We start from the raw sequence: 21469 nt of genomic DNA, 5'->3' as shown, positions 1-21469 counted from the left end.
AGCTGACCGCTCATCAAACCGCCTCCAAACAAAGACGACTGAATCACAATCAGCCAATTTTGCAACGATCTCCACAAAGGGGAGGGAGTCGCCGACGTCGAGCCTAACCCTTTAAACGGGGCGCTTGGCTGACGGGTTATCACTGCATGGACGCCCTCCCTCCCCCTTGTGGGGAGGGATAAAGCGTGGGGGTATTGCAGCGATCGAGATAAGCCGGAAAACCGAATCTACCTCGGCAAAACCGTCGTTCCCATCAGATCCTTGTCGATCGCGTGCGCGGCCTGTCGACCTTCGCGGATCGCCCAGACGACGAGCGACTGGCCGCGACGCACGTCGCCGGCGATGTAGAGCTTGTCGATGTTGCTCTTGTAGTCGCGATCATTGGCCGTGACGTTGCGCGAGCCGCGCTTGTCGGTGACGGTGCCGAGGCGCTCGCCGAGCTGGTCGGTCAGGCCGCCGACGAGCGGGCCGGCGAAGCCGATGGCGATGAAGGCGAGGTCGGCCTTTATGATGAACTCGGTGCCGGCGATCGGCTTGCGCTTCTCGTCGACTTCGCAGCATTTGACGCCGGTGAGGTTGCCATCCTCGTCGCCGACGAATTCGAGCGTCGCGACCTGGAACTCCCGGTCGGCGCCCTCGGCCTGGGAGGATGAGGTGCGCATCTTCGTCGCCCAGTAAGGCCAGACGGTGAGCTTGTCTTCCTTTTCCGGTGGCTGCGGGCGGATGTCGAGCTGGGTGACGCGCACCGCGCCCTGGCGGAACGACGTGCCGACGCAGTCCGAGGCCGTATCGCCGCCGCCAACGACGACGACATGCTTGCCGCCGGCGAGAATCGGCGCGGCCGCCCAGGCGCGCGACTGGATGTCCTCGCCGCCGACGCGCCGGTTCTGTTGGACGAGATAGGGCATCGCGTCATGGACGCCCTGGAACTCGCGGCCCGGAATGCCGGCCGGACGCGGGTTTTCCGAGCCGCCGCAATAGAGCACCGCGTCGAATTCGGCCGTCAGGTCATCCATCGTCCTGTCGGTGCCGATGTCGACGCCGCAATGGAAGGTGACGCCCTCCCCCTGCATCTGCTCGACGCGCGCGTCGATGTATTTCTTCTCGATCTTGAAGTCGGGAATGCCGTAGCGCATCAGCCCGCCGGGCTTCGATTCGCGCTCGAAGACATGAACGTCGTGGCCGACGCGACCAAGCTGCTGCGCCGCAGCCATGCCGGCCGGGCCGGAGCCGATGATCGCAACGCGCTTGCCGGTCTTGGTGGCAGACGGCTGCGGACGGATCAGGCCCTTTTCATAGGCCTTGTCGGCAATCGCCTGCTCGACCGTCTTGATGGCGACGGGGATGTCCTCGAGGTTCAGCGTACAGGCTTCCTCGCAGGGCGCGGGGCAGATGCGGCCGGTCCATTCGGGGAAGTTGTTGGTCGAGTGCAGGTTGCGGATCGCCCCTTCCCAGTCCTTTTGATAGACGAGGTCGTTCCAGTCGGGAATCTGGTTGTGGACCGGACAGCCGGTCGGCCCGTGACAGAACGGGATGCCGCAATCCATGCAGCGCGCGGCCTGTTTCTCGACTTCCGGCTCCGACATCGGGAGCGTGAACTCCCGGAAATGACGGATGCGGTCCGACGCAGGCTGGTACTTGTGAACCTGCCGGTCGATTTCGAGAAAGCCTGTTACCTTGCCCATAGTTCAGTCCAATCGTCTGCGAGCCGTGAGGCTCCGAAATGCGATCAAGGGTGGAGGGAGGCGGCCTATTCGGCCGCCACGCCCATGCGCATGCGTTCCATTTCGATCAGCGCGCGCTTGTATTCGACCGGCATGACCTTGCGGAATTTCGGGCGGTAGTCGGCCCAGTTGTCGAGGATGGTCTGGCCGCGCTGCGAGCCGGTGTGGTCGACATGGCTGCGGATGAGCTGGTAGAGCCGCTCCTCGTCGTGGCTGGTCATGTCGGCCTGGACGTCGACGCGGCCCTTGTGGTCGATGTCGCCGCCGTGGTGATGGAGGCGTTCGAGGATTTCGTCTTCCTCCGGCACCGGTTCCAGCTCGACCATGGCCATGTTGCAGCGTTCGGCGAAATCTCCCGCCTCGTCCAGCACATAGGCGATGCCGCCCGACATGCCGGCCGCGAAGTTCCGGCCCGTCTGCCCCAGAACGACGACAACGCCGCCGGTCATGTACTCGCAGCCATGGTCGCCGACGCCCTCGACGACGGCGATGGCACCCGAATTGCGCACTGCGAAGCGCTCGCCCGCGACACCGCGGAAATAACACTCGCCCTCGGTCGCGCCATAGAGAACCGTGTTACCCACGATGATCGAATTTTCGGGAGTGATGCGGGTGTTTTCCGGTGGCCGGATGACGATCTTGCCGCCCGAAAGCCCCTTGCCGACATAGTCGTTGCCGTCACCGACTAGCGTGAAGGTCACGCCTTTGGCAAGGAATGCACCGAAGGACTGGCCGGCTGTGCCGGTCAGCGTCACGGAAATCGTATCCTTGCGCAGGCCCTTGTGGCCGAAGCGCTTGGCCACCTCGCCCGAGAGCATCGCGCCGGTGGAACGGTCGACGTTGCGGATGTCGGCCGCGATCTCGACCCTTTGGCGCGCCTCGAGTGCCGGCGCCGCCTCGGCGATCAGCTTGCGGTCGAGCACGTCGTCGATCGGATGCGTCTGGCGTTCGGTCCAGTAGGTCGCTTCCTTCGGCGCATCGGGCTTGTAGAACATCTTCGAGAAGTCGAGCCCCTTCGACTTCCAGTGCGCAAAGGCGTCGTCCTTGGCGAGAAGCTGGGATTGGCCGATGATCTCGTCGATCTTGCGGTAGCCCATCTCGGCCAGAAGCTGGCGCACTTCCTCGGCGATGAAGAAGAAGAAGTTGATGACGTGCTCGGGCGTGCCCTTGAAGCGCTTGCGCAACACCGGGTCCTGCGTGGCGACGCCGACTGGGCAGGTGTTGAGGTGGCACTTGCGCATCATGATGCAGCCGGCTGCGATGAGCGGCGCGGTCGAGAACCCGAACTCGTCGGCACCGAGGAGCGCACCGACAATCACGTCGCGGCCGGTGCGAAGCCCGCCATCGACCTGCAGCGCGACGCGGGAGCGCAGCCCGTTCAGCACCAGCGTCTGGTGCGTTTCGGCAAGGCCCATTTCCCAAGGGCTGCCGGCATGCTTGATCGAGGTAAGCGGCGAGGCGCCCGTCCCGCCGTCATAGCCGGAGATGGTGATGTGGTCCGCGCGCGCCTTGGCGACACCCGCCGCGACCGTGCCGACGCCGACTTCGGAGACGAGCTTCACCGACACGTCGGCGGCCGGATTGACGTTCTTCAGGTCGTAGATGAGCTGCGCCAGATCCTCGATCGAATAGATGTCGTGGTGCGGGGGCGGCGAAATGAGGCCCACGCCCTGGGTCGAGTGGCGCACCTTGGCGATGGTCGCATCGACCTTGTGGCCGGGCAATTGTCCGCCCTCGCCGGGCTTGGCGCCCTGCGCGACCTTGATCTGCATCATATCGGAATTGACGAGATATTCCGCGGTCACGCCAAAGCGGCCGGATGCGATCTGCTTGATGGCGGAGCGCTCGGGATTGCGCGATCCGTCCGGCAGCGGGAAGTAGCGATCCGGCTCCTCACCGCCCTCTCCCGTATTCGACTTGCCGCCGATGCGGTTCATCGCGACGGCGAGCGTCGAATGCGCCTCTCTGGAGATCGAGCCGAATGACATCGCGCCCGTCGAGAAGCGCTTGACGAGCTCGACCGCGGGCTCGACTTCGTCGAGCGGCACGGCCGCGCGGCCGCTCTCCTCGGCGGTCAGGATCTTGAACAGGCCGCGGATCGACTTGGCGTCGGCCGTATGGCTGTCGATCTGGGCGGAATACTGCTTGAACGTCTCCCACGAGTTGAGCCGCACCGAATGTTGCAGCGTCGCGACCGCGTCGGGCGACCAGACATGCGCCTCGCCGCGCACGCGGTAGGTGTATTCGCCCCCGACCTCGAGCGCGTTCTTCAAGACCGGGTCTTCGCCGAAGGCGGATTCGTGGCGGCTGACGGTCTCGCCCGCGACCTCTTCCAGCCCGACGCCTTCAATGGTCGTCGCCGTGCCGGAGAAATACCGGTCGACGAAGGCAGAGTTCAGGCCGATCGCGTCGAAGATCTGCGCGCCGCAATAGGATTGATAGGTCGAGATGCCCATCTTGGACATGACCTTGAGGATGCCTTTGCCGATCGACTTGATGTAGCGATAGACGACCTCGTGCGCATCGACCTCCGGCGGGAAATCGCCGCGGCGGTGCATCTCGGTCAAGGTGTCGAAGGCGAGGTAGGGGTTGATCGCCTCCGCGCCATAGCCGGCCAGGCAGGCGAAGTGGTGCACCTCGCGCGGCTCGCCGGATTCGACGACGAGACCGACCGCCGTGCGCAGACCCTTGCGGATCAGGTGGTGGTGAACCGCCGCAGTCGCGAGCAGCGCCGGAATGGCGATTCGGTCCGGCCCGACCTGGCGATCCGACAGGATGATGATGTTGTAGCCGCCGACGACGGCCGCCTCGGCACGGTCGCAGAGGCGATCGACCGCCCCTTGCATGCCGGATGCACCTTCCACGGCCGCATAGGTGATGTCGATCGTCTTGGTGTCGAAGCGGTCCTCGGTGTGGCCGATCGAGCGGATCTTTTCGAGATCGCCATTGGTCAGGATCGGCTGTCGCACTTCGAGCCGCTTGCGGCGCGAAGAGCCGACGAGGTCGAAGATGTTCGGGCGCGGGCCGATGAAGGAGACGAGGCTCATGACGAGTTCCTCGCGGATCGGGTCGATCGGCGGGTTCGTCACCTGGGCGAAGTTCTGCTTGAAATAGGTGTAGAGGAGCTTCGACTTGTCCGACATCGCCGAGATCGGCGTGTCGGTGCCCATCGAGCCGACTGCTTCCTGGCCGGTCGTCGCCATCGGCGACATCAAGATGCGCGTGTCTTCCTGCGTGTAGCCGAAGGCCTGCTGGCGATCGAGCAGCGAGACGTCCTTGCGCAGCGCGCGCGGCTCGACGGGCTTCAGCTCTTCGAGGATGAGCTGCGTGTTCTTCAGCCACTGCGTGTAGGGGTGCTGCGAGGCGATCTCGGCCTTGATCTCGTCGTCGGAGACGATGCGCCCCTCTTCGAGGTCGATCAGCAGCATGCGACCGGGCTGGAGCCGCCACTTGGTGACGATCTTCTCCTCCGGCACCGGCAGGACGCCCGCTTCCGAGGCCATGATGACGCGATCGTCATCGGTCACGATATAGCGTGCAGGACGAAGGCCGTTGCGGTCGAGCGTCGCGCCGATCTGGCGCCCGTCGGTGAAGACGACGGCGGCAGGGCCGTCCCACGGCTCCATCAGCGCGGCGTGATATTCGTAGAAGGCGCGGCGCTCGTCGCTCATCAGCTTGTTGCCGGCCCAGGCTTCCGGGATCAGCATCATCATGGCGTGCGCGAGCGTGTAGCCGCCCTGGAACAGGAATTCGAGCGCGTTGTCGAAGCAGGCCGTGTCCGACTGCCCCTCATAGGAGATCGGCCACAGCTTGGAGATGTTGTTGCCGAAGAGCTCGGAATCGACCGAGGCCTGACGCGCCGCCATCCAGTTGTTGTTGCCGCGCACCGTGTTGATCTCGCCATTGTGGGCGACCATGCGGTACGGATGCGCCAGCTTCCATGACGGGAAGGTGTTGGTCGAAAAGCGCTGGTGGACGAGGATCAGCGCGGTCTCGAAGCGCGGATCGGTCAGGTCCTTGTAATAGGCGCCGACCTGGTAGGCGAGGAACATGCCCTTGTAAACGATGGTGCGCGCCGACAGCGACACGCAATAGGCGCCGATGTCCTTGTTCTGATGCTCGGCATAGATGCGGCCGGAAATCACCTTGCGCAGGACATAGAGCCGCGCCTCGTATTCCTCGTCGTCCTCGATCTCGGCGGGACGGCCGATGAAGACCTGGCGGTGATGCGGCTCGGCGGCAACGATTTCCGGCGCCTTCGACAGCGACGTGTTGTCGACCGGCACGTCGCGGAAGCCGATCAGCGGCAGCCCTTCGGACTGCGCGGATTCGGCGATGATCTCGTCGACATGGGCGCGAAGGGCTTCGTCCTGCGGCATGAACCAGTGGCCGACGCCATACTGGCCGAGCGGCGGCAGTTCGATGCCCTGCGCGGCAAGCTCCTCGCGGAAGAAGCGATCGGGAATCTGCACCAGCACGCCCGCGCCGTCGCCGACGAGCGGATCGGCGCCGACGGCGCCGCGATGCGTCAGGTTCTCGAGCATGAACAGCCCGTCCTTGACGATCTGGTGCGACTTGGCGCCCTTCATGTTGGCGACGAAGCCGACGCCGCACGCATCGTGCTCGTTGCGCGGATCGTAAAGACCCTGCGCATGCGGAAGACCGGTTTTGCGGGCAGTCGCTTTCGCATGGGCGGCCGGCGTCGATGCGGTCGTCACAGCTTGCGTCTTCTCGCTCATGCTCGTCTCTCCGTCGTGCCCGGGGATCGGGCGGTCGTCTGGTCCTCCAGGTTCGCCCTGCGGCCAACCCAATTCTGCACTCGCGGCATATATGTCGAATGGCCGTTCGCCGACCGGTTCTCGGGGCCCTTGCCCTCCGGTCCGCACATGGCCGATACATCGTGCCAGGCGGCGGCGCCGAACTCTACGCGCGCCCCATTCTAAGGGTCAGCGCGGCTGCTCGGCAATCCGCAAATAAGACAGCAATGCTGTCCTAAATTGGATATGACAGAAATCAAAAGCCCGCACAAGATGCAAGTGCAAAAAATTGAGGCTGTTGGCGAAAGATTGTTTCGCCGTACGTTACGCGGCCGCAATCTTCGCAAATCGCCTTCGCATGCCAAGCGTCAGGCCCTTGTCAGCCGCGCGCCGACCTGATTTCTGAAGCGGACTTTCCAAGGGAATAGCACGCTTCATGTATTTCGCATCCGACAACTGGGCCGGCGCCCACCCCGACATCGCCCGCAACCTCGTCACGCGCTCTACCGGCTTCGCGCCGGCCTATGGCGCGAGCGACATCGACAAGGCAGTCGAAGCGCGTTTCAGCGAAATCTTCGAGCGCGATGTGGCGGTGTTCTTCGTCGGAACCGGCACAGCCGCGAACTCGCTCGCCCTCACGGCCTACGACCGCGCGGGCGGCGTCTCCTTCGGCCACCGCGAGGCGCATGTGATCGCCGACGAATGCGGCGCGCCGGAATATTTCATGGGCGGCTCGCGCCTCCATGCCGTCGATGGCCCTCTCGGCCGAATGGAAACCGAAAAGCTCAAGGCCGCGATCGAGCGCTTCCCGCCCGCCTTCGTCCATGGCGGACGCCCGGCGGCGGTGACGATCACGCAGGCGAGCGAAGTCGGCACGGTCTATTCGCTGGCGCAGATCGAGGCCATCTCCGCGCTTGCCAAGGAGCACGGCATCCCGCTCCACATGGACGGCGCGCGCTTTGCCAATGCGCTCGTCTCGCTCGGCGTGTCGGCTGCCGAGATGACCTGGAAGCGCGGCGTCGACGTGCTCTCCTTCGGCGGCACCAAGAATGGCTGCTGGTGCGCGGAGGCCGTCGTCTTCTTCAATCCCGACGAAGCGAAGGATTTCCCCTTCGTGCGCAAGCGCGCGGCGCAGCTCTTTTCCAAGTCGCGCTTTATCGCGGCGCAGTTCGAAGCCTATTTCGCCGACGATCTGTGGCTGAAGACCGCCCGGCATTCGAACGCGATGGCCACGCGACTGGCCGGGCATTTCACCACCTCGCCCAATGCCCGGCTCGGCTGGGCGCCAGAGGCGAACGAAGTCTTCCCGATCCTCGGCAAGGGGCTGGTCGACGAACTGAAGGACAAGGGCGCCGTCTTCTACGCCTGGCCGACGCCGGCCGGGCTCGACGTCGGTCCGGACGAGACGCTCTGCCGCTTCGTGACCAGCTTTGCCACCACCGAGGGCGATGTCGATGGGATCGGCGAACTGATCGCATGATCACGTTCTAATTCAGCGACACGTGATTTTCGGACGCGGACGAACAGATGCCGGCGTGACCACGCCGGCATTCTTCATGTCCGCTCGTTGATTTCCCAGTGATGGGGCGCTTCGCCAAGGTGCTGAGGCCGGCAACAACGCCGGACGAACACCAAGGGAGCATCATCCAATGTCGACACGTACCGCTTTCAGCGCCGCCTATCTGGCCGCCGCCGTCGCCTCCGCCGTTTCCGCCGGCGCCTTCCTCTCGACAGGCGACGCCGTCGCCCAGGAAAAGGAGCGCTGCTACGGCGTTTCGCTGGCCGGCGCGAACGACTGCGCGGCCGGTCCCGGCACGACATGCGCGGGCACCTCCAAGGTCGACTATCAGGGCAATGCCTGGACCTATGTCGAGAAGGGCACCTGCGCTTCGATCGATCTTCCCGATCAGCGCATGGGCTCGCTCGAGGCCCTCGACCGCGACCTGCCCACGGCGGGCTGATCGGACTCATCGCCAGCCAATCGACAGGCCGGAAGGACGACGGGCATGAACGTGAATGTCACCGATCTTCATCGCCGGGAGCAGCGCTTTCCGGCCTTCGATGCGGCGGGGCTGGCCGGCACCAGCTTCAAGCCCGAACATTTTCGCGAGATCGATGCCGACGAGGCGATCGACGGCTTCTTTGAGATCCACGCGGAAAACTACATGGGCGACGGCGGGATGCCGCATCGGCTGCTGGAAAGCATCCGTGCGCGCCATCCCGTCTCGCTGCACGGCGTGTGCATGTCGATCGGTGGCGAAGCACCGTTGTCGCGCGATCATCTCGACCGCTTCCGAGCGCTCGTCGATCGCTACGAGCCGGCCTTCGTTTCCGAGCATCTGGCCTGGTCAACGCATGACGACGTCTTCTACAATGATCTGTTGCCCCTGCCCTACACCAAGGCGACGCTTGCCCGGGTGGCCGACCACGTCGACGAAATGCAGGAGGCGATTTCCCGCCCCATCCTGCTCGAGAACCCGGCGACGTATCTGCTCTTCGAACAGTCGACCATTTCCGAGCAGGATTTCCTGCGCGAGATCGTGCGCCGCACAGGCTGCGGCCTGCTGCTCGACGTCAACAACGTCTTCGTGTCCGCGACCAACCACGGGACGGATGCCTGGACCTACCTGTCCTCCTTCCCGCTGCATCATGTCGGCGAAATCCATCTCGCCGGCCATGCCGAAGACGCGGACGCACAGGGTCGAAAGCTGCTGATCGACAGCCATGACGGCCCTGTCGCCGATGCCGTCTGGACGCTTTACGAACGCGTGATCGCGCGCACCGGGCCTGTCGCCACGCTTGTGGAATGGGACGCCGACATACCCGCCTGGCCGATCCTCAAGCGAGAGGCGATGGCGGCAGCCGAAATCCTGGCCCGTCAGGCGCCGAACCGGATGCTGGGGCACCGTCATGGATGAATTCGCGTCCGGGCTTCTAGTAGCCGATGGTGCCCCGCCGCCCGGCCTTCATTCGGCCTTCGGGCTTGGCGATGCCGGCCGTTTCGCCATCTATCGCAACAACGTCGCATCTAGCCTCATCAGGGCGCTGCGCGAAATCTTCCCGGCGACGCGCCGCATCGTCGGCGACCGCTTCTTCGACGCGATGGCCCACGCCTTCATGGTCGAGCACCCTCCGCGTTCGCCGCTTGTTTTTCGCTATGGCGACGAATTTCCAGATTTCCTCGCTGCATTCGGCCCCGCAGGCAAGATGCCGTATCTGGCCGACCTCGCCCGGGTCGAAAGATCCTGGCTCGATGCCTGGCACGCAGCCGACGCCGAAACGCTCGACGGCGAGACAATGGCGTCCGTTCCGGTTGCGCAGTTGCCGCATTGCCGCCTGATCGCCCATCCAGCCGCGCGCATCGTCGTATCGCTCTTTGCCGTCGCCGACCTGTTCCTGGCCAATCGAGAAGACGCCGGCGTCTCAGGCCGCATTGATGCGTCGGTGGCGCAAGCGGTCCTCATCACCCGCCCTGCCCTTGCCGTGACGATAAAGTCGCTCGGCCGGGATCAGGCAGTCTTCATGCAGGCGCTTCTGAACGGCCGGCCGCTTGAGGCTGCGGTCAACGCGGCACTTGCCTGCGACCGGAAATTCGACCTCGGCGCAGGGATGTCGCTCGTCGTCTGGTCCGGGGCGTTTCATGCCATTCGAGGAGCAGAACGATGATCGGACCAATGCACTGTCTCTACGATAAACTCGTGTCCGGGATCGAAGCTGCGGGCGACCGCTGGCTGATCGGGCTTGCCGCGCGGCTGGTGTTTGCCTCGACGTTGCTCTTCTACTTCTGGAATTCGGCGCGCACGAAGATCACAGACGGAATGTTCGGTTTCCTGTCGGTCTCGGACAATGCCTATTATCAAATCGCCCTGCCGGCAGTGGAAGCTGCCGGCGGCGACGTCGGCAATGTCGCCTTCCTGCCCTGGGGCCTGATGGTGTGGGCCGGCACCTATGCCGAATTCATCCTGCCTTTCCTCATCCTCGCCGGGTTGGCCACGCGGATCGCTGCGCTGGGCATGATCGGCTTCGTCATCGTTCAGAGCGCTGTCGACATCCTTGTCCACCAGGTCGGGACGGATACGGCGGGAGCAGCGTTCGACCGCTTTTCCGATGGTCTCATCACCGACCAGCGTCTGTTCTGGATCTTCCTGCTAGCCGTTCTGGCGATGAAGGGGGCAGGCGCATTGTCCATCGACGCGCTCCTCCTCAAACGCAAAGCGGCGCCCGCAAGGGGCGCCGCCATTTCGTCGGGAAACGCGCAGCTTAGTTGACCGCCTGGCCCTCGATCTGCTTCGCGGAAGCAGGCGTCGGCTGGATCGCGATCTTGCGCGGCTTCATTTCCTCCGGCACCGATCGCTTCAGGTCGATGTGGAGAAGGCCGTTCTTCAACAGTGCGCCAACGACCTCGACATGGTCGGCAAGCTGGAAGCGGCGCTCGAAGGCGCGCGAGGCGATGCCGCGATGGAGGAATTCGGACGTCTCGTCCTTGGTCTCCGGCTTCTCGCCCTTGATCGTCAGCACGTTGCGATGGGCCTCGATCGAGATGTCGTCCTCGGCAAAGCCGGCGACAGCCATCGAGATGCGGTAGGCGTCCTCGCCGGTGCGCTCGATATTGTAAGGCGGATAGGACTGGCCGTTATCGGGCTGCGCCAGCGAATCGAGCATTGTGAAAAGACGGTCGAAGCCGACGGTCGAGCGATAGAGCGGCGAAAAATCAACATGACGCATGGTCTGTTCTCCAGTTGAGCAACATGGTTTGCGAGTGGAGCATCTGTCGGAAAACGCTTTGGTCTTTCCACTCGATGTCCAGCGGCCCCGACATCGGCGACCGCAGGTCAGATGTGGTTTTTCGCCCGCGCGCTTTCAAGAGTTTCATCCCCTCCTGAACGATGAACCGAATATGAACCGCCGCTTCGGATTCCGTTCAGCCCGCAACGGCTACCTTCCACTCATCGAATTCGAACAGGCGGCCTTCAAGCCACTTGGTCGTCTCCGAAGCCGGACCGGGTGTAACGTCCCTTCCTCCCGGTTCGTCAGAGGCCGGAAGCTCCCACAAGGATCTTCCGGCCTTACCTTTTTTTGAACCTGTCGCTTCGATAAGCTTTGCCTTTGGCAACGCCGCTTTCTATCACGGCTTCATGAGCGACCAGATTTTCTCCAGCGCCGGCAACCCCCTGCCAGACAACGCCCATGCCGGAACGTTTCACGGCAAGGGCAACATCCGGCTTCGCTATGCGCGGTTCGGCGCGACCGGGCGTCCGCTCAAGGGAACGGTGCTGATCTTTCCCGGTCGCAACGAGGCGATCGAGAAATATTTCGAGACCATCGGCGAATTGCAGCAACGTGGATTCGGCGTAGCGATCTTCGACTGGCGCGGCCAGGGCGGCTCGCAGCGCCTGACCCGCAATCCGCGCCGCGGCTATGTCCGCTCCTTCGACGACCATGTCGCCGACATCGAGCGCTTCGTGGAGCATATCGTCCTGCCGGACTGCCGCGCGCCCTTTTATCTGCTCGGCCATTCGACCGGCGCGCTGACGGCGCTCTTCGCCTCGCGCAAGCTGACCAACCGCATCCGACGCATGGTGCTGCTCGCCCCGCTCCTCACGCTGGAGCGCATTCCGGTACGCATGGACACGCTACGCCGCGCGACCGGCCTCCTGACCTCGCTCGGCTTTGGCCGCATGTTCCTTGCCCGCAGACAACGAAAGCCGGCGAAGCAGGTGTTCGAGGGCAACATCGTCACCAGCGATCCCGACCGCTTCGCGCGCAACCAGGCGATCTACGAGGAGCACCCGGCGCTCGGGCTCGGTGCGACGACGGTCGGCTGGGTGCATGCGGCGACGGTCGCCTCGGCGCGCGTCCACGAGCGCGAGTTCCTGCGCAATCACCGCATCCCGACGCTGCTCGTCGCCGCCGGCGCCGACACGCTCGTTTCGACGCCGGCGATCGAAGCCTATGCGCGCCAGTTGCGCGGCGCCTCGCTTGTCACGATCGACGGCGCCAAACACGAGATCCTGCAGGAAACGGATCGCTATCGCGAACAGTTCTGGGCAGCGTTCGACGCGTTCGTGCCCGGCGAGGTTCCGGAACTGGTCTAGCCTAGGACCGCCGGACGGCCTTCAGTTCCTTAGCGAAGGGCCAGGTTGTGTGCGCCATGGTTTCGATTCCCGAGGCGGTCAGCGCCGCGCCGAACAGGAAGCCCTGCAAGAGGTCGGGCTTGATGTGCTCGGCGAGCGTCTTCAACTGCTCGAACGTCTCAACGCCCTCGATCGTCACCGTCAGGCCCAGCGGCCGCGACATGTTGACGATGCCGCGCAGAAGTTCGAGCGCGCGCTCGTTCTGCGTCACGTCGATGAGGAAGGAGCGGTCGATCTTGATCTTGTCGAGCGGCAGCGTGTGCAGGTAGCTGAGCGAGGAATAGCCGGTGCCGAAATCGTCGAGCGCGATCCGGACACCGATCTTCTTCATTTCCTCGATGTAGCGGCGCGTCATCGCCTTGTCGTCGAGAAGCGCGGTCTCGGTCACTTCGATTTCGAGGCGGCGCGGGCACAGGCCACTCTGGTCGAGCGCGCGCCGGACGTGGTCGATGATGTCGGCGGAACGGAAATCCTTGGCGGACAGATTGACCGATACGCCGATATGTTCGGGCCAGCGCGCACATTGCAGCGTGGCTGCTTCGAGAACGAAATGGCTGATGTCGGAGACGATGCCCATTTCCTCGGCGAGCGGAATGAAAACGGCCGGCGAGATCGGCCCGAGTTCGGGGTGATCCCAGCGGCACAGCGCCTCGCAGGTCGAGATCTGCATCGTGTCCATCGCCACGATCGGCTGGTAGACGACGCGCAGACCCTTGGCCGCGATGGCCGAACGCAAATCCGCCTTCAAGAGCTGCTTGCGACGGAAGGCCTGGTCCATCTCGTCTTCGAACAGGTGCCAGGATGCCTTGCCAAGTTCCTTGGCCTTGTAGAGCGCAAGATCTGCCTTGACGACCATGCCGTCGACATCGGCGCCGTGAACCGAGGACAGCACCGCACCGGCCGATGCCTGGATCAAAAGAGCATGTCCCGCGACGTCCACATCGCCCTTGAGCGCGGCGAAGATGCCGTTCATGCGCGCGGCGAAGGCGTGATGATCGTGAATGTCGTCGAAATAGAGCGCGAACTCGTCGCCGCCGAACCGGCTGACGAAGATGTCGTCGCTCTCGAACTGCCGCAGCTTTTCCGCCACCGCATAGATGAGGCCGTCGCCGACGGGATGGCCGAGCGTATCGTTGACCGTCTTGAAATCGTCGAGGTCGAACACGACGAGGCCGATGGTCCGGCGCCGGTCTCCGACGACGACCGCATCGGCCACGAGTTCGTTGAAATATTCGCGGTTCGGCAGGCCCGTCAGCCCGTCATAGCGGGCCATGTAGCGGATCTTGTCTTCCGATTCGACGCGCTGCGTCACTTCCTCGAAGGTGATGACGCCAAGCTCGTCGCGGCCCGACCGCGCGGCAAATTCGAGGTAGCGGCCATCGGTCAGCTTCAGGAGAAGCTTGCGGTCGCGTCCTTCGCGGATGGCCTTCATCAGTTCGACATCGGCGAAATTGGCATCCGACGTCGAAAGCAGCCCGCCGGCGGCAACGCGAAGCAGCAGCGCCTTCAGGGTCCGGTTCTGGAGTTGCGAGGCGTCCTCGAAGCCGAGCGCCGAAGCCGCCTGGCTGTTGGCCGCCACGGCCTTGCCCTCGGGGCTCAGCATGACGAGCCCGTGCGGCATCGTGTTGAGGGCGCGGTCGAAGCGCTGCGCCAGATATTTCGAGTTGCGCTCTTCCGAAATCGCCGCGAACAGCATCGTGCGCACGTTCTCGGCCATCTTGGCGATGATGAACATGAACGGGATGATGTAGAGGCCGAGCACGAAATAGTTGAGGTCGCCCTTGAGGATCAGCCCGAGTGCGATCGGCAGGACGCCGGTGACGGCGAGCACCGCGACCATGCGCTTCGAGCCGTAATTGCGCCCGACGATGGTGACCGACCCGCCCATGATCACCGCAACGGCTGCGAGTTCGCCGAACGCGTCCGGGATCAGGACGATCGAGGTGAAGCAGAACGCGCCCGCGCATGCGCCCTGAATCGCGCCGCCGACGATATAGGACCGCTCCGCACGCCGTGCCGACGGCACGTCGATGATCGCGTTCGACCTCTGCACGCGCCGAATGGTCCAGTATCGGTAGAAAGCAGACAGGAAAAGCGCCACGGCGAGCCCGGCATAGACCAGGCTTTCGGTGGTGCGATAGACGAGAAGCGCGATCAGCCCCTGGCACAGGCCACCGATCAGCAGGATACCCGGATCGTTGAACAACGATCGGACAAAGCCGACATAGATATCCTGTGGAACTGAGTTTCTGGCGCTCTTCAACTCGGGGTCCTGGTTTTTGCCGGTCTTAGCAGTGCCAGAACCCCCTTAAATATTCATTGATATGCAACGGCGGATGGTCTTCATTCCGCCGCTTCGAGCCGCCGCTCGGCCGGCGCCGCTTTCAGTCGCTCGACGAGGCGGACGCGTTCTGCCTCCGCCTTCGCGGCATTTGCAGCCTTGACGTGACCGAAACCGCGGATCGTCTGAGGCAGTGAGGCGAGCGCCGTCGCCTCGACGATGCGTCCGGGCGCGAGAAGCGAGCGGATGAGTTCCAGATCGCGCTCATACGCCGCCAGCAAATCGCGCTCGTGCCGCCGCTCCGCCGTGTAGCCGAAAACGTCGAGCGGCGTTCCGCGAAGGCGCTTGAAACGGGCCAGCACGCCGAACGCTTTCAGCATCCACGGCCCGAAATTCGACTTGCGTGCCATGCCGTCGGAGCCCTTGCGGCCGAGGATCGGCGGGGCGAGGTGGAATTCGAGCCGCTCATAGTCCGAAAACTCGCGCGCGAGCTGGCGCTTGAAATTGCCGTCCGTGTAGAGCCGCGCGACCTCGTACTCGTCCTTGATCGCCATCAGCTTGAAGAGGCCGCGCGCGACCGCTTCGCTCAGTGCCATTGATCCGGGAACGGCCGACTGCTCGGCCGCGCGGATCGATGCGACTTCGCGCCGGTAGCGGTCGGCATAGGCGGCGTTCTGATAGTCGGCCAAAAATTCGGCTCGTCGATCGACGATTTCCTCCAGCGTCTCGCTGATCTTCGTCGCCTTGGTCGCGCCGGCTTCGACGAGTTCGGCGATTTCCTGGGGCTTCACCGCAGCGCGGCGACCCCAGCGGAACGCCTGGAGATTCATCGCGACCGCCTGGCCGTTGAGCTCGACCGCCTTTTCGATCGCCGCGGCGCCGAGTGGCAATGCGCCATGCTGATAGGCAAAGCCGAGCATGAACATGTTGGCGGCGAGCGCATTGCCGAACAGCGTCTGCGCGGCGCGCGTGGCGTCGAAGAAATGCGCGTTCTGCTCGCCCACCGCCTTGCCGATGGCGCGCTTGACGCGCTCGACCGGCAGCGAGAAATCGGCCGAACGGGTGAAGTCGCCCGGCATGACCTCGGCCGTGTTGCCGACGAAGATCGTCTTGCCCTCGCGCACGGACGACAGGATCTTGGCACTGCCGGAGACGACGAGATCACAGCCGAGCACCATGTCCGCCTTGCCGGCAGAAACGCGAATGGCGTGGATGTCCTCGGGCGTCTTCGCGATCCGCATGTGGCTGAAGACGGCGCCGCCTTTCTGGGCGAGGCCCGCCATGTCGATGACGCCGCAGCCCTTGCCTTCCAAATGCGCCGCCATACCGATGACCGCGCCGATGGTGACGACCCCGGTGCCACCGATGCCGTCGACGATGCCGGACCAGCCACCTTCCAGCGAGGCGAGGCGAGGCTCAGTCACGCCCTCCAGCGGATCGCCTCCGCCGGCGCGTCCTTCGGCCTTCCTGATCTTCGCGCCGTGCACGGTGACGAAGGACGGGCAGAAGCCGTTGACGCAGGAAAAGTCCTTGTTGCAGGAAGACTGGTCGATGCGCCGCTTGCGACCGAATTCGGTTTCGAGCGGCTGCACGGAAACGCAGTTGGACTTGACCCCGCAATCGCCGCAGCCCTCGCAGACGAGCTCGTTGATGATGATGCGCTTGTCCGGATCGGGGAACGTACCGCGCTTGCGCCGGCGACGCTTTTCGGCGGCGCAGGTCTGGTCGTAGAGCAGCACCGACACGCCCTTGATATCGCGCAATTCGCGCTGGACGGCATCGAGATCGTCGCGGTGATGGATCGTGGCGCCGGCCGGAAACTGGACGCGTCCGCCATATTTATCGGGTTCATCGGTGACGATGGCGATGCGCTCGACGCCTTCGCCGCGCACTTGGTTTGCGATCATGTCGACGGTCAGCCCGCCTTCATGCGGCTGGCCGCCTGTCATCGCTACGGCATCGTTGTAGAGGATCTTGTACGTAATGTTGGCATCCGAGGCGAGCGCGAAGCGCAGCGCCAGCGAGCCGGAATGGTTATAGGTGCCGTCGCCGAGGTTCTGGAAGATGTGGTCGCGCTTGGAGAAGGGTGCCTGGCCGACCCACTGCGCACCCTCGCCGCCCATCGCGGTGAAGCCGACCGTGCTGCGATCCATCCACAGAGACATGAAGTGGCAGCCGATGCCGCCACCGGCGATCGAGCCCTCCGGCACCTTGGTCGAGGAATTGTGCGGGCAGCCCGAGCAGAAATAGGGCGCGCGGTTGGAGACGTTCTGCGTCTCGGCCATCATCGCCTGGAACTGGCGCATCTGCGCGACGCGGGCAGCGATCTCTTCCGAATGGCCGATGGTGCGCAGCACGCGCTCGCCGATGGCGATGGCGATGTCGTTGGGGTCGAGCGCGCCGCGTGCCGGGAAGAGCCAGTCGCCGCGCTCGTCCTTCTTGCCGACGATGGTCGGCTGCATGGCGGTGCCGTAGAGGTTCTCGCGCATCTGCACTTCGATCAGCGAGCGCTTTTCCTCGACCACGATGATGGATTCGAGCCCGTCGGCGAACTGGCTGATATGCTCGTAGTCGAGCGGCCACGGACAGGCGACCTTGAACAGGCGGATGCCGATCTGGTTGGCGCGCGCCTCGTCGATGCCGATGTCGTCGAGCGCCTGGCGTACGTCGAGATAGGACTTGCCGACGGTGATGATGCCGAGGCGGGCGTTCGAGCCGCCCGAATAGACGATACGGTTGAGCGGATTGGCCCGGATGAAGGCGGCGGCAGCGGTGCGCTTGTATTCGTGAAGCCGCGCCTCCTGACCCATCTGGTCGATCTCATGACGGATCGACAGCCCGCCCTGCGGCATCTCGATCTCCGGCAGGGTGATGTTCACCCGATCGAGCGAAACGTCGACCGAAGCCGTCGATTCGATGTTGTCCTTGACGCATTTCATCGCCGACCACACGCCGGCATAGCGTGACAGCGCGTAGCCGTAGAGGCCGTAATCGACGAGTTCCTGAACGCCGGCCGGGTTGAAGATCGGGCTCATCGTGTCGACGAAGAGGAACTCCGTCGCATGCGCGTTGGTGGAGGATTCGGCCGTGTGGTCGTCGCCCATCAGGGCGAGGACGCCGCCATTCGGCGAGGTGCCGGCGAGATTGGCGTGGCGAAAAACGTCGCCCGAGCGGTCGACGCCGGGCCCCTTGCCGTACCAGAGCGCGAAGACGCCGTCATGGCTGCCTTCGCCCAGAAGTTCGGTCTGCTGCGTGCCCCAGCACGCGGTCGCGGCCAGTTCCTCGTTGAGGCCGGCCTGGAAGACGATGTCGGATTGCTGCAGTTCGCGCTTGGCTTTCCAGAGCTGCTGGTCGAGTCCGCCGAGCGGCGACCCGCGATAGCCCGACACGAACCCGGCGGTGGACATGCCCGCGCGACGATCGCGCTCGCGCTGCATCATCAGCATGCGCACGATGGCCTGTGCGCCGGAGATGAAGATTCGCTCCTTCGACAGGTCGTATTTGTCGTTCAGCGCGACATCGTGCAGCGTCATTGGCAGTTTCCTCCCGCTCGATTGACCCGAAAAGGTCATCCTGGCTGACCCAATTTCGAACCGCCGTCCGCCATCCGTCAAACCTTTTCGCTAGGGCAGCGAAAAGAGCAATACTCGTAAACGATTGCATCATGACACGGTAACATTATGTCGCGACACCCATCCGACCTGTTTGGTTGTGTCACGAGAGGGCTTTGTTTGCTCCAGCAAAGCTGATAGAGGACCCCGCGCGGCGCGGCGAAGGCCCGGTTTTCCGAGGCACGAGCAGGTTCGCAGACGATTTGGGGAACGGCGAGCCGGCGGAAAAATCCGTTCAGAGCTGCCGACGGGAAGATCGGGGAGCTTGATGGTAGACGCCAACGTGCCAGGCGCACCAAGGCCGCACGCATGTGCCGCCGGCGCCATGGGGAGGAAATCTCGATGCGGATTCTAGCGGCAGTCGTCCGCGCGATCAGCGGCCTGAACTGGCTGGTCGGCAATGTCTTTTCATGGCTGGCACTGGGGATCGTGCTGGTCTGCTTCACCGTCGTCGTCCAGCGCTACGTCTTCTCGACCACGCAATTGTGGATGCAGGACCTCTATATTTGGCTGAACGGTGCGATGTTCACCGCCGTCGCCGGCTTCGCGCTCCTGCGCAACGACCATGTCCGCGTCGACATCTTCTATCGACCGGCCTCGACCCGCACCAAGGCGATCATCGACATCATCGGCGTGTGCCTGTTCCTGCTGCCTTTCTGCTGGATCGTCTACGCCTACGGGATCACCTTCGTGCAGCGCTCCTGGCGCATCTACGAGGCGTCCGCCAATCCCGGCGGGATGAAGGGTCTCTTCATTCTCAAATCCTTCATCATCGTCTTCGCCGCGCTGATCGCGCTGCAGGGCATTGCAATGGTGTTCCGGTCCATCCTCGTGCTCGCGCGCAGCGAGCATCTGCTTCCGACCTATCTGCGTTACGAATCCGACGGGAGCTCCCACTGATGGACCCGGTACTACTTGGCGAGATACTCGCCGGCACGATGTTCTTCGGCATCATCGGCTTCCTCATGCTGGGCTTCCCGGTCGCGTTCACCCTGGCCGGCGTCTCGCTCATGTTCGGCGCGGTCGGCATGTGGTTCGGCGTGTTCGACCCGTCCAATTTCGGTTCGCTCGCCAACCGCTATATCGGCTTCATGACGAATGAAGTGCTGGTCGCGGTGCCGCTCTTCATCTTCATGGGCGTGATGCTCGAGCGCTCCAAGATCGCGGAACAGCTTCTCCTCACCATGGGCAAGCTCTTCGGCAACATGCGCGGCGGGCTCGGCATCTCGGTCGTGCTCGTCGGTGCGATGCTGGCCGCATCGACCGGCGTCGTCGGCGCGACCGTCGTCACCATGGGGCTGATCTCGCTGCCGGCCATGCTGCGCGCCGGCTACGACCCGCGGCTGGCCTCCGGCGTCATCTGCGCCTCGGGCACGCTCGGCCAGATCATTCCGCCCTCGACGGTGCTGATCTTCATGGGCGACATGCTCTCCGGCATCAACGCGCAGGTGCAGATGGCCAAGGGCAACTTCGCGCCCTCGCCCGTCTCGGTCGGCGACCTGTTCGCCGGCGCGCTCCTGCCCGGCCTCCTGCTCGTCGGCCTCTATCTCGGCTGGATGATCTTCAAGGCGATCTTCGATCCCGAATCCTGCCCGGCGACGCCGGTGCCGCCGGAAGAAAAGAAAAACCTCGCACGCGAGGTCGTCGTCGCACTGATCCCGCCGCTGGCGTTGATCATCGCCGTGCTCGGCTCGATCCTCGGCGGCATCGCCACGCCGACGGAAGCGGCTTCGGTCGGCGCGGTCGGCGCGATGATCCTCGCGGCACTGCGCTGGCGCCTGTCGCTGCGCGTCCTGCGCGAGGCCGTCATCGCCACCGCCACCATCACGTCGATGGTGTTCATCATCCTCTTCGGCGCCTCGGTGTTCTCGATCGTCTTCCGCCTGATGGGCGGCGACAATCTGGTTCATGAATTCCTGTCGAACCTGCCGGGTGGTGTCATCGGGCCGGTGATCGTCGTGATGGCGATCATGTTCCTGCTCGGCTTCATCCTCGACACGTTCGAGATCATCTTCATCGTGATCCCGATCACCGCACCGATCCTGCTCAACCTCGGCGTCGATCCGGTGTGGCTGGGCGTCATGGTGGGCGTGAACCTGCAGACCTCGTTCCTGACGCCACCCTTCGGCTTCGCGCTCTTCTACCTGCGCGGCGTGGCGCCGCGAACGGTGACGACGGGCATGATCTACAAGGGCGTCATCCCGTTCGTCGGCCTGCAGATCCTGGCTCTGGCGCTGCTCTTCATCTTCCCCGGCATCGCCACCTGGCTGCCGCGGTTCCTCTATAGCTGAGGCGCATGGCCGAAGCTGAAAGCCTGAACTATCCGGAGCGGTCTGAAACCATTCGGGCCGCTCTCCTCCGCGCAATGGGCGGCCTGTCGGACGGACAGATCACCTTGCGCGAACTTCTGCACGATATCGGCGACCACGGCCCGCTGATCCTGTGCGCGGTCCTGACGCTTCCGTTTCTCCTGCCTGTGTCCATACCGGGCGTCAGCACCGTTTTCGGCCTGGCGATCATCTTCCTGTCGGCAGGCATCGTCGCGAACCGCAAGCCATGGCTGCCCGAGCGGATCATGGACCGACCGCTCAATGCGGAAAAGCTCAAGGGCGTCCTGAACCGGAGCCTGTCGATCGTCGACAGGGTGGAAAACGTGGTGCGCGAACGCGCGCTTGCCCTCACCGCCTCGAACTTTGCCAACCGCGTCAACGGGCTGACGATCCTCGCCAGCGCCGCGCTGTTGATGTTTCCGCTCGGCCTCGTGCCGTTTTCCAACACGCTCCCCGCCTTCGCGATCCTCTTCCTGTCCGTCGGCATGGCCCAGCGCGACGGCATCGTCGTGGTCGCCGGCTATGCGGTGCTGACGGCGACGGTGATCTATTTCTCCGTTCTCGCCTACGGGGCGCTGGCCGCCGGGCGCGGCCTGACGACGTTCTTTGGCGCCTGACCGGCACACCGGATA

General features: G+C 64.1%; 14 protein-coding genes. 9 read left to right on the top strand and 5 right to left on the bottom strand.

Annotation, left to right across the window (positions count from 1 at the left end):
- Positions 1-227 precede the first annotated feature (227 nt).
- Positions 228-1685 (bottom strand): glutamate synthase subunit beta, encoded by a 1458-nt coding sequence (locus tag ACT6QU_RS17840; RefSeq protein ID WP_444565601.1) that lies wholly within the window; start codon positions 1683-1685, stop codon positions 228-230.
- 65 nt (positions 1686-1750) lie between these two features.
- A complete protein-coding gene (gene gltB / locus ACT6QU_RS17835; RefSeq protein WP_444565600.1) occupies positions 1751-6463 on the bottom strand; it encodes a glutamate synthase large subunit in 4713 nt (1570 codons plus the stop codon).
- A 454-nt stretch (positions 6464-6917) separates the two neighbouring features.
- Between gltB and ACT6QU_RS17830 the strand changes: the two genes are divergently transcribed.
- From ACT6QU_RS17830 to ACT6QU_RS17810, 5 genes are all read left to right on the top strand, one after another.
- Positions 6918-7961, top strand: coding sequence for a threonine aldolase family protein (locus tag ACT6QU_RS17830; RefSeq protein WP_444565599.1), 1044 nt, complete (start codon positions 6918-6920; stop codon positions 7959-7961).
- A gap of 169 nt (positions 7962-8130) precedes the next feature.
- Complete coding sequence (locus ACT6QU_RS17825; RefSeq protein WP_024587867.1) at positions 8131-8442, top strand: BufA1 family periplasmic bufferin-type metallophore; 312 nt, start codon at positions 8131-8133, stop codon at positions 8440-8442.
- A 45-nt stretch (positions 8443-8487) separates the two neighbouring features.
- Positions 8488-9399: an MNIO family bufferin maturase gene (gene bufB / locus ACT6QU_RS17820; protein ID WP_444565598.1), complete on the top strand. Its 912-nt coding sequence runs from the start codon at positions 8488-8490 to the stop codon at positions 9397-9399.
- A complete protein-coding gene (locus ACT6QU_RS17815; RefSeq protein ID WP_444565597.1) occupies positions 9392-10147 on the top strand; it encodes an HvfC/BufC family peptide modification chaperone in 756 nt (251 codons plus the stop codon). The genes bufB and ACT6QU_RS17815 overlap by 8 nt, the downstream gene beginning before the upstream one ends.
- The gene (locus ACT6QU_RS17810) at positions 10144-10749 is read left to right on the top strand and encodes a DoxX family protein (protein WP_444565596.1); all 606 of its coding nucleotides are present in this window, start codon (positions 10144-10146) and stop codon (positions 10747-10749) included. The genes ACT6QU_RS17815 and ACT6QU_RS17810 overlap by 4 nt, the downstream gene beginning before the upstream one ends.
- On the opposite strand, the gene ACT6QU_RS17805 is transcribed toward ACT6QU_RS17810, so the two are convergent.
- Entirely contained in the window at positions 10742-11206 is a 465-nt protein-coding gene (locus tag ACT6QU_RS17805) for an Hsp20 family protein (protein WP_024587871.1), read from the bottom strand. The genes ACT6QU_RS17810 and ACT6QU_RS17805 overlap by 8 nt on opposite strands.
- A gap of 410 nt (positions 11207-11616) precedes the next feature.
- On the opposite strand from ACT6QU_RS17805, the gene ACT6QU_RS17800 reads away from it, so the two are divergent.
- Positions 11617-12576 (top strand): alpha/beta fold hydrolase, encoded by a 960-nt coding sequence (locus ACT6QU_RS17800; RefSeq protein ID WP_444565595.1) that lies wholly within the window; start codon positions 11617-11619, stop codon positions 12574-12576.
- A gap of 1 nt (position 12577) precedes the next feature.
- Here ACT6QU_RS17800 and ACT6QU_RS17795 read toward each other — a convergent pair whose 3' ends face one another.
- Together ACT6QU_RS17795 and ACT6QU_RS17790 are read right to left on the bottom strand one after the other, a co-directional pair.
- The gene (locus ACT6QU_RS17795) at positions 12578-14878 is read right to left on the bottom strand and encodes a putative bifunctional diguanylate cyclase/phosphodiesterase (protein ID WP_444565594.1); all 2301 of its coding nucleotides are present in this window, start codon (positions 14876-14878) and stop codon (positions 12578-12580) included.
- Between the two features lie 80 nt (positions 14879-14958).
- On the bottom strand, positions 14959-18429 hold the full coding sequence (locus ACT6QU_RS17790; RefSeq protein WP_444565593.1) for an indolepyruvate ferredoxin oxidoreductase family protein: 3471 nt from the start codon (positions 18427-18429) through the stop codon (positions 14959-14961).
- Positions 18430-18849: 420 nt separating this feature from the next.
- Between ACT6QU_RS17790 and ACT6QU_RS17785 the strand changes: the two genes are divergently transcribed.
- The 3 genes from ACT6QU_RS17785 to ACT6QU_RS17775 are packed head-to-tail and all read left to right on the top strand — an operon-like array spanning position 18850 to position 21454.
- Positions 18850-19407: a TRAP transporter small permease subunit gene (locus ACT6QU_RS17785; protein ID WP_444565592.1), complete on the top strand. Its 558-nt coding sequence runs from the start codon at positions 18850-18852 to the stop codon at positions 19405-19407.
- A complete protein-coding gene (locus ACT6QU_RS17780) occupies positions 19407-20798 on the top strand; it encodes a TRAP transporter large permease (RefSeq protein WP_444836716.1) in 1392 nt (463 codons plus the stop codon). The genes ACT6QU_RS17785 and ACT6QU_RS17780 overlap by 1 nt, the downstream gene beginning before the upstream one ends.
- A gap of 5 nt (positions 20799-20803) precedes the next feature.
- A complete protein-coding gene (locus ACT6QU_RS17775; RefSeq protein ID WP_444565589.1) occupies positions 20804-21454 on the top strand; it encodes an exopolysaccharide biosynthesis protein in 651 nt (216 codons plus the stop codon).
- The last annotated feature ends 15 nt before the right edge of the window (positions 21455-21469 follow it).

The organism is Aliihoeflea sp. (assembly GCF_052435475.1).
Classification (GTDB): domain Bacteria; phylum Pseudomonadota; class Alphaproteobacteria; order Rhizobiales; family Rhizobiaceae; genus Aliihoeflea.
This window is presented reverse-complemented; position numbering and strand designations above follow the sequence as displayed.

Coding starts and splice junctions, on each gene's coding strand:
- ACT6QU_RS17775 (WP_444565589.1), top strand. CDS start 20,804: ATGGCCGAAGCTGAAAGCCTGAACTATCCGGAGCGGTCTGAAACCATT.
- bufB (WP_444565598.1), top strand. CDS start 8,488: ATGAACGTGAATGTCACCGATCTTCATCGCCGGGAGCAGCGCTTTCCG.
- ACT6QU_RS17790 (WP_444565593.1), bottom strand. CDS start 18,429: ATGACGCTGCACGATGTCGCGCTGAACGACAAATACGACCTGTCGAAG.
- ACT6QU_RS17825 (WP_024587867.1), top strand. CDS start 8,131: ATGTCGACACGTACCGCTTTCAGCGCCGCCTATCTGGCCGCCGCCGTC.
- ACT6QU_RS17830 (WP_444565599.1), top strand. CDS start 6,918: ATGTATTTCGCATCCGACAACTGGGCCGGCGCCCACCCCGACATCGCC.
- ACT6QU_RS17800 (WP_444565595.1), top strand. CDS start 11,617: ATGAGCGACCAGATTTTCTCCAGCGCCGGCAACCCCCTGCCAGACAAC.
- ACT6QU_RS17840 (WP_444565601.1), bottom strand. CDS start 1,685: ATGGGCAAGGTAACAGGCTTTCTCGAAATCGACCGGCAGGTTCACAAG.
- ACT6QU_RS17805 (WP_024587871.1), bottom strand. CDS start 11,206: ATGCGTCATGTTGATTTTTCGCCGCTCTATCGCTCGACCGTCGGCTTC.
- gltB (WP_444565600.1), bottom strand. CDS start 6,463: ATGAGCGAGAAGACGCAAGCTGTGACGACCGCATCGACGCCGGCCGCC.
- ACT6QU_RS17780 (WP_444836716.1), top strand. CDS start 19,407: ATGGACCCGGTACTACTTGGCGAGATACTCGCCGGCACGATGTTCTTC.
- ACT6QU_RS17810 (WP_444565596.1), top strand. CDS start 10,144: ATGATCGGACCAATGCACTGTCTCTACGATAAACTCGTGTCCGGGATC.
- ACT6QU_RS17815 (WP_444565597.1), top strand. CDS start 9,392: ATGGATGAATTCGCGTCCGGGCTTCTAGTAGCCGATGGTGCCCCGCCG.
- ACT6QU_RS17785 (WP_444565592.1), top strand. CDS start 18,850: ATGCGGATTCTAGCGGCAGTCGTCCGCGCGATCAGCGGCCTGAACTGG.